The sequence below is a fragment of the Arcicella rosea genome (genome assembly GCF_040543805.1).
GTDB classification, from domain to species: Bacteria; Bacteroidota; Bacteroidia; order Cytophagales; family Spirosomataceae; genus Arcicella; species Arcicella rosea.
This window is the reverse complement of record NZ_JBEUMS010000008.1, coordinates 17,562-30,962: the sequence shown is the minus strand read 5'-3', so window position 1 is coordinate 30,962 and position 13,401 is coordinate 17,562. Positions and strand designations below refer to the sequence as shown.

Genomic DNA, 13,401 nt, shown 5'->3' with positions numbered 1-13,401 from the left:
AGGAGAATGAAATAATAAAAAGTAAGCTACTGAAAAACAGTAATTAAAGAAAGGATTATATTAATGTGAATTCAAAGAACGATTTGTACATTTCCACAGAGTACGACACAAAGATAAAACATTTTTTTTGTAAAATACAACCGTTTAATAAATAAGCGGTGCTACTTCATGCCTCTAATCACTTGTAAACACCCATTTTTTCTTAGTAAAACTTAAAATAATGACTTAAAAAACCTTCTTATTTACGTAAAAAAGACACTCTTATTGCCTTTCTTCATCAAAAATTAAAAACAGAGTAAAAAGTTTCCGAACTTTACAAAAATATTGCTTTGACAATATTTTGAAGATGAATAAAATAATCAATTAAATACAACAACAATGGAAAACCATTCTGAAGGACCAAAGAAGCCTTTCAAATATTTTAACCAAGCAAAACCAGAAAATAAAGATATAGTATTTGGTATTCAATCAGTTTTAGAAACACTTCGCTCTGGCAAAGAAATCGACAAATTACTTGTTCAAAGAGAACTTGGCAGTTTAGAAGTTTTAGAATTTGCTCGTTTGAAAGGAGTACCAGTTCAAAAAGTACCAGTTGAAAAGTTAGATAGAATTACTCGTAAAAATCACCAAGGTGTTATTGCTTTCGTTTCGGCTATCAATTATGCTAAACTAGAGAACATTGTGGCTGATGTATATGAAAAAGGTGAAGTACCCTTAATTTTAGTATTAGATAGAATTACCGATGTGCGTAATTTTGGTGCAATTGCTCGTACTGCCGAATGTACTGGTGTTCATGCCATTGTAATTCCAACAAAAGGAGCTGCACAAATCAATGCTGATGCCATGAAAACTTCTTCTGGAGCCTTAAACTTTTTACCAGTTTGTCGTGAAGAAAACTTATTTCATACTGTGAGATTTTTACAAAACTCAGGAATTCAAGTTGTAGCTTGTTCTGAAAAAGTTTCTAAAAATATTTACGATGTTGATTTTTCAATCCCAACAGCCATTATCATGGGTTCTGAAGAAGACGGAATTTCGGATGATTTGATGCGTTCTGTTGATGAATTAGCGACAATTCCTTTAGTTGGTCGTGTTGGTTCATTAAACGTATCAGTAGCGACGGGAGTAATCCTTTATGAAGTAGTTCGTAAACGATTAGTTTAAAATCAAGAAAACTATAATTAGAAAGCCCTTCGTAACGGATACGGAGGGCTTTTTGTATTTACTGCATAAAAAAAGGACATAACCAATGGCTATGTCCTTTATTATCTTACCTCTAAACCTATTTAACTATGAAAAATAACTGCACCTTTTCTATTCAAAAATTAGAAGAATAAACTCAACTCTTTAACACATCCAGATTCTCTAATTGTTTTTAAAAAGAGGCGTCTCTAAAAGAAACGCCCTTTCCCGTCTTACCTCTAAACCTATTTAACTATGAAAAATAACTATTCAATTCAAGAAACTAAGTTTTTCCAACGCAATTCCAAATTCACAAAACTTAGCTTTAATTTTTAAAAAGTGGCGTCTCCAAAAGAAACGCCCTTTCCATCTTACCTCTAAACCTATTTAACTATGAAAATTCTTAAATTATATAAACAAATCGTCGCTGGTGGATGAATCTATTCAGACCTCATAAACGATGTATAATTTTCTACTTTATTAAACGACTATCAATTAATTCCTTCATCGTTCCTCTATGACAATACTACAATTTTTATTTGAAAAAAGTTTATTTTTTTAGTTATTTTTTAAAATTAATAAAAAAATAATTCGTGGTTTTGTACAAAGATTCATTTACATGATTAACGATGCAAAGTTGTGCAATATTATATAAATATGCAAATGATTTGTGTTAAGTCTTTCCAATTTTATAGTAGTAACTACCTAAAAATCAACAGAAAAACACTTAATTACGAAACAAAAACAATTACAATCGAAATATTATTCTGCTTGCATAACAAAAACATTGCAAATGTTTTGTTATAAATTATTTTTAATAATTTTAAAATTCTTTGAATAATCCAATTATTGATTAAAAGCATTCATTGTCTTATCGACACCTTGTAAACAAAAACTCAAAATAATGTCTATGGCACGATCGAGATGTTCTGGTAATTCATCTAATTGTGCTCCTTCAAAGTTTCCTAAAACGTATTCTACTTGTCTTCCTTTACCAAAATCATCCCCTACTCCAAATCTCAAACGAGGATAAGCTGACGAACCCAATACTTCCTCAATATTTCGTAAACCATTGTGTCCCCCATGCGAACCTTTCACTTTGGTTCTAAGCTTGCCAAAAGGGAGTGCAATATCATCCGTAATGACTAAAGTATTCTCCTTTTCAATCTTCAATTCTTTCATCCAATAATTAACCGCCTTTCCACTCAAGTTCATGTAAGTGGTTGGTTTAATTAAATGAATTTGTTTTCCTTTATGTTTAATTTCTACATGATAAGCTAAACGACCCATTGAGAACTTCACTTCGAAATTACTCGCCAGACGATCCAACACCATAAAACCAACATTATGCCTAGTAAGCAAGTATTCTGGACCAATATTTCCAAGACCAACAATCAGGTATTTCATTTTGTATTAAATATTTGAAATTAACTTTGTATTCTTTTTTTCATGAATGAGTCGTCAAAATTAAGTAATTTTGTATAGTATTTATCCACCCATGAAAAACAAAGCTACTATTAAAATCAGCCCAGCCCTACTCGCATTAACGTTGTGCTTGATGAAGGAATCAGCCTTTTCAAAAAATCAAAGCACTACAGAAGCCCAATTTAATTGGGGTAATCTTACTGACCTCAACACTGTAGAGTTCAATAGTTTCAATTCAAAAAATGATTTACTTACTTCAATAAACTATAAAAATCGTGCCGAGTCTTTTGCTTCAGTGCCTTTTTCAGAAAAAAACATTCTTGATTCCCTAAAAAACACTTCAACAAAAGCAAGCAATACAATTACTTCAACTACAAAATCGGGAGTTCAAAATAAGATTGTTACCGTCAATTTCACTGCCATTAATAAAGCCAATAATGAAAGTGTTTTAGCCGATTTTATAATTACGTCAGAAAGAACTGGAGAGATTTTCAAAGGAAGTACTTCTTCAAAAAATACTTTTTTTTCTATTCAATTATCACAACAAGATAATTTGAAAGTATCGGTAAGAGCAGATGGTTTTGCAGATGGCAATTCAACGATTTCCATCAAAGATTTTGTCAATACTAATCATCATGAATTTGCCATTCCATTGGTTTTTGAACGCTATCCTTTATCAATCAAAGTATTAGATGCCGACACTAAAGAATCTATCAAAAATGCCCAAGTAAAAGTGGTTGATTTGAATGCTTCTGAAATTAAAAATGCGTCAAAAAAACCGAATTCTGATGATTATAGTGCGAATTTGAAACTTTCAAGTAAATATGAATTCATCATCAATGCCGAAGATTATATAGAGCTCAAAGAAAAAGTACTGAAAGCACCTCAAGGCAATTCAGTCAATTTTATGCTCTACAAAAATAGTCTTCCAGTACATTTTGAAGTAATTGATGCTGAAACAGAAAAACCAATTAAAGCTTTTATTAATGTTAAATTGGAGCATCTGAAAAGAAATATCGTTTTTAAAAATGAAGTAAAAGCTAGTGTAAGAGTGAGCAGTCAAGAGATTTTTACCGTTGAAACTGCTGCGGAACATTATATTACCAAACAAAGTACTTTTAATATGGCAGATTTTAATCCTACCAAAAAGTACGTTTATACTATCCGTCTTGAAAGAAACCTTCATCATTTAACAATAAAAACAAAAAATAAACTTAATGGTGAACCCATTATTGCGGATAAAATTGAGCTTGTCAATCTCAGTAATAAAGCCAATCAACCCAAAATCGAAAAGTTGAAAAACGGTGATGTTTTGATAAGTTTAATTCCTGAAGACAAGTATCATCTTGAAATCAACACCAATGGTTTTGAAAAGTATCAGCAAGAATTTGTAAAGCTAAAACAAGCCGAATTAGATTGTTTTTTGACTCCTAAGCAAAAAATAAAAGGTTTGGTATTATCTGCGATTGATTCAACAAGTGGTAAAATTTTACCTGCTACCTTTAAAATCACTGGAAATAAAACAAAGAAAGCTTTTACAGTAAATACTTCTAATGATGTAACGGAATATCATTTGGCTTTGACAGAAAAAGACAATTATCAAATAGAATCTTTTGCAAAAGATTACGAACTAAAAGTAGAACAAGTACAATATGCGTCTTCTAAAAAAGCTGTTTTTTATACCGTTTTGTTGAAAAGAAAACCTGCTGTAAACAGTAGCAAAAGTGTAGCTACTGTAGATGTTCCTAAGACAAAAGCACCCATCGAGAGCTCTAAAGTAAAAGATTTTGTTCAGATTGAACATGGGCAATCTATTACACTTGATAATGTTTATTTTGAACAAAGTAGCTTTATATTGCAATCGGTTTCATACGAAGAGCTAGATAAAATGGTGGAGCTTCTGAAAAATGCCCCACAGGTCAAGATTGAAATTAGTGGACATACAGATAATATTGGAGATACAAGACTAAATTTTGCCCTTTCGGAGAATAGAGCTAGAGTTGTTTTTAATTATTTCGTCAGCAAAGGAATCAATGAAAATAGATTACATTACAAAGGCTACGGAAGTAACAAACCACTTTTGCCTAATAATTCGGAAGAGAACAAAAAGAAAAACAGAAGAGTAGAATTGACTGTTTTATAAGTTTTGGATAAGTATTTCAAATAACAAAACAATTATTTTCACTGATTCAAAATCAATCATTTCCAAAAACCATGAAAAACCAAATCGTTGTCTTCCTTTTATGTTTATTGACAAGCTTTTCGATGCAAGCCAAAGCTGATGATGCCAATAGCCGTGTATATGAATTAAGAGTTTATTATGCTAGTGATGGCAAATTTGATGTATTGATGAATCGTTTTAAAGAACATACTCTTCATTATTTCAAGAAACATAAAATGCGTTTAGAAGGATTTTGGTTGCCTTTAGATAACAAAGACAATAAAATGGTTTATGTGTTATCATATCCTTCTCGTGAAGCTCGTGAAAAATCTTGGAAAAACTTTATGAGCGACAAAGGTTGGGTAAAAGTGATGAAAGAAACTACAGCAAATGGCGAAATTGTGGCTAAAGTAGAGAGTACTTTCTTGAAAACAACTGATTTTTCGCCTAATAATTTAAAAAGTGTTGGCGACAGAGTTTTTGAATTAAGAACTTATATTGCTACGCCAAATAATCTTTCAGGATTGTTAGACCGTTTTAGAAATCATACCTTGAAATTATTTGAAAGACATGGCATGAGTAATATTATTTATTGTACACCTACTGATAAAGAACAAGGCTCAGAAAATACTTTAATCTATTTCTTAGCACACAAAACCAAAGAAGCAGGTTTGGCTTCATTCAAAACATTCGGTGCTGACCCAGAGTGGCAAGCTGTAAGAAAAGCTTCTGAAGAAAAAGCAGGAAGTTCATTAACAGTAAAAGTAACATCAGAATATATGTATCCAGTTGAATTTTCGCCATTGAAATAATTCAACGCCTTACTTCATTAAAATAGAAAAAAATGCCCAAATTAGCTCTTATTACTGGTGCAAGCTCTGGAATCGGAAAAGCTACCGCTGAAGCCTTTGCAGATTTAGGAATCAATTTAATTTTGTGCGGAAGACGAATCGAAAAACTTGATGCTTTAAAAGAAAGTCTTTCTAAGAAAGTAAATGTGCAAATACTTACTTTTGATGTAAGAAATAAAGAACAAGTAGAAAATGCACTGAATTCGCTTTCTGATTCAGAAAAGAATATAGACATCTTAGTCAATAATGCTGGCAATGCGCATGGTATGGGTCCCATTCAAGATGGCTCAACCGACGATTGGGATGCTATGATTGATGGCAATGTAAAAGGATTACTTTATGTTTCAAAAGTAATTATGCCTTGGATGAAAGCTAGAAAGCAAGGACACATTGTTAATCTAAGTTCAATTGCTGGCAAAAGTACCTATCCAAATGGAAATGTATATTGTGCCTCGAAAGCAGCAGTTGAAGCAATTTCAGAAGGAATGCGTTTAGACTTAAATCCATTCGGCATTAAAGTAACCAACGTAGCTCCGGGAGCTGTTGAAACCGAATTTTCATTAGTTCGTTTCAAAGGAGACGAAGAAAAGGCAGATGCAATTTATAAAGGGTTTGAACCCTTGAAGGCAGAAGACATTGCAGAAATTATCGCTTTTGCAGTTAGTCGTCCTGCTCATGTTGTCATGGCAGATATTACCTTGTTTCCAGTGGCACAAGCATCAGCAACTGTCATCAATCGAGGGGCTTGAAAACAGAATTATCATTTTGATACATTAATAAATTGTTTACAAAATTTATAAAATGTCTGTATGTACATCTATTTTCAAGTTTTATCACTTAAAATGCCATTTCGTCAAAAAATAGTAAAAATTCATGGGACATTTAATGTTTAAATAACCAGAATTTAGCTTATATTTGTATTAATTTTCATAGTTAAATAGGTTTAGAGGTTAAACAGATAAGGGCGGGGGTTTCTCCTGTCCTTATTTCATTTATAAGTATTTCTTAAATTTATTTAGATTTTAGTAGAATTTGATTGAGTATATTTCTCTATAGTTTTGCTATACTAGAACGACCTTCAAAAAATAAAGCCCCGATTCAAGAACCGGGGCTTTATTTTTATATTTAGGATTTTTTTGTTAAGCTACCGTTCCACCGTTCCAAACATTTTTACTTGGTTGAACAAAAGCTAAAGAACCATCTTTATCTTCTGCCATCAAAATCATTCCTTCAGATTCCATTCCCATCATTTTTCTTGGAGCAAGATTCGCTAAGAAACTTACTTGCTGACCAATGATATTTTCAGGCTGAAAGTGTTCGCCGATACCACTCAAAATTGTTCTTTGTTTAATACCGTCTTCAATTTTCAATTTCAATAACTTTTTACTTTTCGCTACTTTCTCCGCTTCGATGATTGTACCTATACGAATATCCATTTTCGCAAAATCATCATATTGAATTTCTTCTTTTAAAGCTGGTACTTCTTTCCCAGCTAAAAGATTTTGCATTTTGGCATCTTCTAATTTTTGTACTTGAGCGGCAACCGTAGCATCTTCTACTTTTTCAAATAAAAGCCCGATGTTCGTTACTGCTTGTCCTTCTGATAACAAATCTGCACGACCAGCTTCACTCCAAGCAAAAGCTTCTACATTTAAAATTCGACGAATTTTCTCCGCCGTAAATGGCAAGAAAGGTTCAGCCAAAATAGAAAGATTTGCCGCAATCTGTAAACCGATATTCAAAATCGTTGCTGTGCGTTCTCTGTCAGTTTTGATTACTTTCCAAGGCTCAGTTTCTGCCAAATATTTATTCCCCAAACGAGCTACGTCCATCATCAAAGCCAAAGCTTCACGGAAACGATAATTGGCAATTGAATCTCCAATTTTAGCTGGCATTTCAGACAAAGTAGCCAATACTTGTTTATCGTAATCGTTCAGTTCGCCTAATTGAGGTACTTTACTTTCAAAATTCTTTTCTGTAAGAATTACTGCACGATTGACGAAATTCCCAAAAATACCTACCAATTCAGAATTGTTACGCACTTGGAAATCACTCCAAGTAAAATCTGAATCTTTAGTTTCTGGTGCGGAAGCCGCCAATACATAACGTAAAATATCTTGTTTACCTTCAAATTCACGCAAGTACTCGTGCAACCAAACTGCCCAGTTTCTTGAAGTAGAGATTTTGTCGCCTTCTAAATTCATAAATTCATTCGCTGGCACATTATCCGCTAAAATGAATCTACCGTCAGCCATACACATCGCAGGGAAAATCAAACAGTGGAAAACGATATTATCTTTTCCGATAAAATGCACCAATCGTGTCTCTTCGTCTTTCCAATATTTCTCCCAATCTTCGGTCAATTCCTTGGTCATAGAAATATAACCGATTGGAGCATCGAACCAAACGTACATTACTTTTCCTTCGGTATCTGGCAAAGGAACTTTGATTCCCCAATCCAAATCACGAGTCATCGCACGTGGTTTTAGTCCGTCGTTTAGCCAAGACTTTACTTGTCCCATTACGTTGGTTTTCCATTCCGGGTGACTTTCAACGTATTTTTCCAAAGCTGGTTGCATCACATCTAAAGGCAAATACCAGTTTTTGGTTTCTTTCATTACTGGTTTTTCACCACTCAAAGCCGAACGTGGATTGATTAATTCCGTTGGCGAAAGTGTTGAACCACAACGCTCACATTGGTCGCCATAAGCTCCTTCGTTACCACATTTCGGACAAGTACCGATGATATAACGGTCTGCTAAGAAAGTCTGAGCTTTTTCATCATAATACTGTTCGGTAGTTTCTTCCACAAATTGACCTTTATCGTAGATATTTTTAAAAATATCTTGCGACATATCATGGTGAACTTTGTTTGAAGTTCTTGAATAAATATCAAAAGAAATCCCAAATTCTTCGAAAGAATCTTTGATGATTCCATAGTATTTATCAACTACTTCTTGTGGAGTAACGCCTTCTTTTTTGGCTTTGATGGTAATAGGTACACCGTGTTCATCTGTTCCAGAAATAAACTTTACATCTTGTCCAGTAGCACGTAAATAACGCACATAAATATCTGCTGGCAGATAACAGCCTGCGATATGTCCGATATGAATAGGGCCGTTGGCATAAATCAACGCTGCCGTAACGGTGGTTCTTTTGAATGGTTTGCTCATAAAATTTGTATCGATTGAACGAAAACGTTCATTGACGTTTCATAAAATTATAAAACTTTAAATAAGAGTAACAGCAAAAATAACTTATATCATAAATAGTTTTTCCCTTTGGGAAGACCTTACTTTTCTTGTCTTGACACAAGAAAAGTAACAAAAGAAAGTCAAGAAATTCCGAAACTCGCTTCGCTCAAACAGCGGAATTTCGAAATTTGCTTACGCCAGATTAATATAAATTGTTAGTTTATAGATTCTTAAAAAAGAATCTTACAATAAACATCTATATTTATTCATTAAGTCCGCAAAGTTATAAAAATAGGTCGGATTTTTATCAGATTTCAGCTTGGAGCTATGAGCTTTCAGCATTGAGCCATCAGTTTTGAAACAAAAAATCCGATTGCTAAGTATGAACTTTCGCAATCGGATTTTAAAATTATCAATAGCTATGAACTTTTGTTTACCAGAATTTAAGAAAACTCAAAGCTCATAGCTCACAGCTAAAAGCTATTTCGCACTCAAAAAGCCCTTCGCATAATTTACTTTCAAATTTCCTAAACGCTCAACATGTGTTTTCAAACGTTTTGTGAAATCAGCATAATTTCTTGTTGAAATTGGCGACCAAGCTACTTCTGAAACGGCACAAGCTCTTGGGAAAACCATGTATTCTACGTAATCGCTCGTTTGCATATATTCCGTCCAAACGTTTGCTTGAAGTCCAAGAATAAATTTCTTTTGGTCTGCTGTTAATTCTTTTGGAGCAGGTTCGTAGCTATAAACTTTTTCTAAAGTTAAGAATCCACCAATTGCCAAAGGTTCAGTTTTTGGGTCAGCTTGGTAATGGTCTAAGTACAAATGCGAACCCGGTGTCATAATTACATCATGACCTTCTTTGGCAGCAGCAATTCCTCCTTCTTCACCTCTCCATGACATTACCGTTGCATTTGGCGATAAACCACCTTCTAAGATTTCATCCCAACCAATCATTTTTCTACCTTTTGAAGTAATGAATTTATCAATTCTACGGATGAAATAACTTTGCAATTCATGTTCATCTTTTAAGCCTTCACGTTTCATTAAATCCTGACAAAAGCGACTTGATTTCCATTGTGTTTTTGGACATTCATCTCCACCAATGTGAATGTATTGTCCCGGAAATAATGCCATTACTTCTGTCAATACGTTTTCTAAGAAAGTGAACGTTTCTTCTCTCGGAGCAAAAACATCATCTGAAACTCCCCAAGTTGTATGTACTTGGTAAATTTTATCTGGATTACAACCTAATTCTGGATAAGCCGCCAAAGCTGCTTGCGCATGACCCGGCATTTCAATTTCAGGAATGATTGTGACAAACTTCTTTTTTGCATAAGCTACCACATCTTTTACTTCGTCTTGCGTGTAAAAACCGCCATAAGGTTTTCCATCATATTTTCCAGAACCGTAACGACCGACTAAAGTTTCTTTTCTTACAGAACCAATTTCAGTCAATTTTGGATACTTTTTGATTTCAATTCTCCAACCTTGGTCTTCTGTTAAATGCCAGTGAAAAGTATTGAATTTGTGCAAAGCTATTAAATCAATATACTTCTTTACGAAAGTAACTGGGAAGAAATGACGACCTACATCTAAATGCAAACCACGATACACATAACGTGGAGCATCTTCAATGATACAATTTGGCACAGATAGTTTTAAGCCTTCTACTTTCGCTTCACTGAATACTTGTGTTGGCAATAATTGTAACAAAGTTTGTACGCCATAAAACGCACCTTTGGCAGTTTTGGCAGTAATAACTACTTGTTTTGAGCTTGCTTTTAAGGTATAAGCTTCGTCTCCTAAAGATTCATTTTTTACAAATTGGATAGAAGAATTTGCTAAACCTTTTTCTTTGATACTTACTTTTTTGCTTGAGCCAGTTACTAAATTCAATTGTTCATTCAAGAAATTAGCAACATCTTTAAATTCGGAAGTTGAAACAATAACAGTGTTTTTCCCTACTACAAATTCGCCTGACTGTGGCGTAAGTTTTTGAGGCAGAGGAATAATGTTGTATTGATTTTGGGCAAAACTAGCAAATGACCCAATCAACAACGATAAACAAACAAATAGCTTTTTCATGGTTTATTTATTATGGATAATAGTAAAGTATTACAGATGGGTCAAAAGTAAAGTAAAAAAAGTCAATCATAAAATTTTCTGTAGGGTAAAATCAAAATTATTTTTACTAAAATGCAATATATTTCCGATTTGCAAAATTTTTAATGGTTTTTGATAGTATTTTACAAACTAATTTTAAAACTATGCAAACGATAGTTTTTGTAAATTTGTGTATGAAAGCTATCACAACACTCCTCAACTTCAAATTTCCAGCGATTTTCTGGACCATTCTGATTTTCGTGCTTTGCACCATTCCCAGCGAACATATTCCGCAAGGCGAAAAAATGAACGACAAAGCGAACCATTTCATCGCTTTCGCAGGTTTTACTTTTTTCTGGTTATTCCATACTTCACAAGCTTGGAAAGTTATTTTAATCGGAATACTTTATGGCATTGCCATAGAATTCTGGCAAGGTATTTTACCGGAAGATTTTCACCGAAGTTTTGATTGGTACGATACAGTAGCCGATGGAATTGGCGGAATTATTGGATATTTTATTTGGCTGATTTTCAGCAAATTAATTCCAAAAAAATAATTAATTTGCAAAATATTTACTTTTTCTTGAACTTAACTAAGGGTGCGAAACCTTTTTTTTGTCTATGCTCTTAATTGAATTATTTTAATAGTTAATTATACAATTAAAATACACTTCATCAACAATCTCAAGAATTTATCATTAAAAATTATGTTAGAAAATATATCATCTCAATCAACAAATAGCTTCCCTAAAACTCAGGCATTTCAAACGCCTGAGTCTGGAAAAGTTATGGATGATGAATTCTTTATCAAACAGGCTTTCACAGAAGATCCTAAAAAGGGATTTGAATTACTTTATAATCGTTATTACAAACCTCTTTGTAGCCATGCTGTAAGATTTGTTTATGCCAAAGATGTGGCTGAAGACATTATCGGAGAGATTTTCTATAACATCTGGAAAAACCAAGTTTATTTAAACATCAATTCTTCTTTCCGAGCGTATTTATTTACTTCGGTTCGAAATCGTTGCTTTTTGTATTTACAACAAGAACAAGGCAATCATAGTCAATCTTTCGAAAATACTGATTTACAATTTCCTGAATCAAATGTTTCGCCCGACCAAATGTTGTTTTATGATGATTTGCAAAGACAAATTGAACAAGCCATCGCTCAATTACCTCCGCAATGCCAGAAAGTATTTTTAATGAACCGTTTTGAAGGGAAAAAGTACAAGGAAATTGCAGACGAATTACAATTGGCAACAAAAACCATTGAAGCACACATCAACAAAGCATTAGTGCATTTAAGAGACGTTGTTCTGAATAATCCTTCCTTGTTCAGTTTGGTTTTAACCTTATTTCTTTAACGGACTCTAAACACTATTTTAAAAATTATCGACATGACAACGCTGAGTAAAAATATTTTATTTGAACACTTCGCAGGAAGAACAAGTCCTTTGCAAAAGAAAATGATTGCAGATTGGCTTCAAAATCCTGAAAATAAAGAAGTGTATTATAAATGGTTGGAAGACTACGAAAATGAGTTTCCACAAATAATGGCTGATAAAGAAAGTGCCAAAGCGTTTTTTTTTCAAAAAATACATTCGGAAACCATCACCGACTTTGAAGTAATTTTGGAAGAAGAATCAGCGCCAGAAAAAAGTATTTGGCAATTAACTTGGTTTAAATGGACAAGTGCCGCTGTAATTTTTATGGTTTCTGGCTTGACATTGTATTTGCAGAAAGACCAATTGATTTATCAAAATTATCATACTGCTTATGGAGAAACCCAATCTATAAATTTGCCTGATGGCAGTAAAGTTACTTTAAATGCCAATTCTACCTTAAAACACAAGCGTTTCAATTTTGAAAAGGAAGCTACAAGAGAAGTATTTTTAGATGGGGAAGCAGAATTTTCAGTAAAACATAAAACTGATAATCAGCGATTTATCGTTAGAACTTCACAAAAATTAGAAGTAGAAGTATTAGGAACAGAATTCAGTGTTTTTGCTAGAAATCGTGGTTCAAAAGTAGTATTAAGCAAAGGAAAAGTAAAAGTAAATTTCCTGAATGGTACTTCGAAACGCTCAGTAATGATGAAACCAGGCGATTTGGTTTCATTAGATAAAACAGGTAAAACTGAAATCAAAGCTGTAAAAAATGTAAAATCTTATACCGCTTGGAAAGCCCATCGCTTTGTTTTTGATGATACTTCGTTGGAAGAGATTTCTTATCAAATTTCAGAAACATTTGGCGTACAGATTAAGATTAATTCGGAAGAATTGGCGAATCGTACAGTTACTGGCACTTTCAGCGCTGATAAAGCAGACGACTTGATTTCTATTTTACAAGAACTACTTGGCTTACAATATCAAAAAAATGAAGATGGAACGCTGGTTCTTTCTGAAGTTTATGAGTAGTTTTTGGGGGACTTTAGGACTTTAAGACAAAAGAGGCAAGATGGAAGACACAAGACTAGGGG

General features: G+C 33.4%; 10 protein-coding genes. 7 read left to right on the top strand and 3 right to left on the bottom strand.

Annotated elements, in window-relative coordinates; translation table 11 throughout:
* The first annotated feature begins 378 nt into the window (after nt 1–378).
* Nucleotides 379–1,164: a 23S rRNA (guanosine(2251)-2'-O)-methyltransferase RlmB gene (gene rlmB, locus ABID42_RS11940; RefSeq protein ID WP_323689085.1), complete on the top strand. Its 786-nt coding sequence runs from the start codon at nt 379–381 to the stop codon at nt 1,162–1,164.
* An 864-nt stretch (nt 1,165–2,028) separates the two neighbouring features.
* Here rlmB and pth read toward each other — a convergent pair.
* Nucleotides 2,029–2,589 (bottom strand): aminoacyl-tRNA hydrolase, encoded by a 561-nt coding sequence (pth, locus tag ABID42_RS11935; RefSeq protein WP_367283845.1) that lies wholly within the window; start codon nt 2,587–2,589, stop codon nt 2,029–2,031.
* A gap of 91 nt (nt 2,590–2,680) precedes the next feature.
* Between pth and ABID42_RS11930 the strand changes: the two genes are divergently transcribed.
* The 3 genes from ABID42_RS11930 (at nt 2,681) to ABID42_RS11920 (ending at nt 6,368) form a co-directional block, all read left to right on the top strand.
* Nucleotides 2,681–4,750 (top strand): OmpA family protein, encoded by a 2,070-nt coding sequence (locus ABID42_RS11930; RefSeq protein ID WP_367283844.1) that lies wholly within the window; start codon nt 2,681–2,683, stop codon nt 4,748–4,750.
* 71 nt (nt 4,751–4,821) lie between these two features.
* The gene (locus tag ABID42_RS11925) at nt 4,822–5,580 is read left to right on the top strand and encodes an NIPSNAP family protein (RefSeq protein WP_367283843.1); all 759 of its coding nucleotides are present in this window, start codon (nt 4,822–4,824) and stop codon (nt 5,578–5,580) included.
* A gap of 32 nt (nt 5,581–5,612) precedes the next feature.
* Nucleotides 5,613–6,368 carry an SDR family NAD(P)-dependent oxidoreductase gene (locus ABID42_RS11920; protein WP_323689081.1) on the top strand — a complete coding sequence of 252 codons (756 nt, stop codon included), beginning with the start codon at nt 5,613–5,615 and terminating at the stop codon, nt 6,366–6,368.
* A gap of 390 nt (nt 6,369–6,758) precedes the next feature.
* Here ABID42_RS11920 and metG read toward each other — a convergent pair whose 3' ends face one another.
* Both metG and ABID42_RS11910 read right to left on the bottom strand, forming a co-directional pair.
* A complete protein-coding gene (gene metG, locus ABID42_RS11915) occupies nt 6,759–8,792 on the bottom strand; it encodes a methionine--tRNA ligase (RefSeq protein ID WP_367283842.1) in 2,034 nt (677 codons plus the stop codon).
* 501 nt (nt 8,793–9,293) lie between these two features.
* Entirely contained in the window at nt 9,294–10,904 is a 1,611-nt protein-coding gene (locus tag ABID42_RS11910; protein ID WP_367283841.1) for a beta-N-acetylhexosaminidase, read from the bottom strand.
* Between the two features lie 182 nt (nt 10,905–11,086).
* On the opposite strand from ABID42_RS11910, the gene ABID42_RS11905 reads away from it, so the two are divergent.
* From ABID42_RS11905 to ABID42_RS11895, 3 genes are all read left to right on the top strand, one after another.
* Nucleotides 11,087–11,479 (top strand): VanZ family protein, encoded by a 393-nt coding sequence (locus ABID42_RS11905; protein WP_367283840.1) that lies wholly within the window; start codon nt 11,087–11,089, stop codon nt 11,477–11,479.
* Between the two features lie 150 nt (nt 11,480–11,629).
* Nucleotides 11,630–12,286 (top strand): RNA polymerase sigma-70 factor, encoded by a 657-nt coding sequence (locus tag ABID42_RS11900; RefSeq protein ID WP_367283839.1) that lies wholly within the window; start codon nt 11,630–11,632, stop codon nt 12,284–12,286.
* A gap of 33 nt (nt 12,287–12,319) precedes the next feature.
* On the top strand, nt 12,320–13,339 hold the full coding sequence (locus ABID42_RS11895; protein WP_367283838.1) for a FecR family protein: 1,020 nt from the start codon (nt 12,320–12,322) through the stop codon (nt 13,337–13,339).
* Nucleotides 13,340–13,401: the final 62 nt, after the last annotated feature.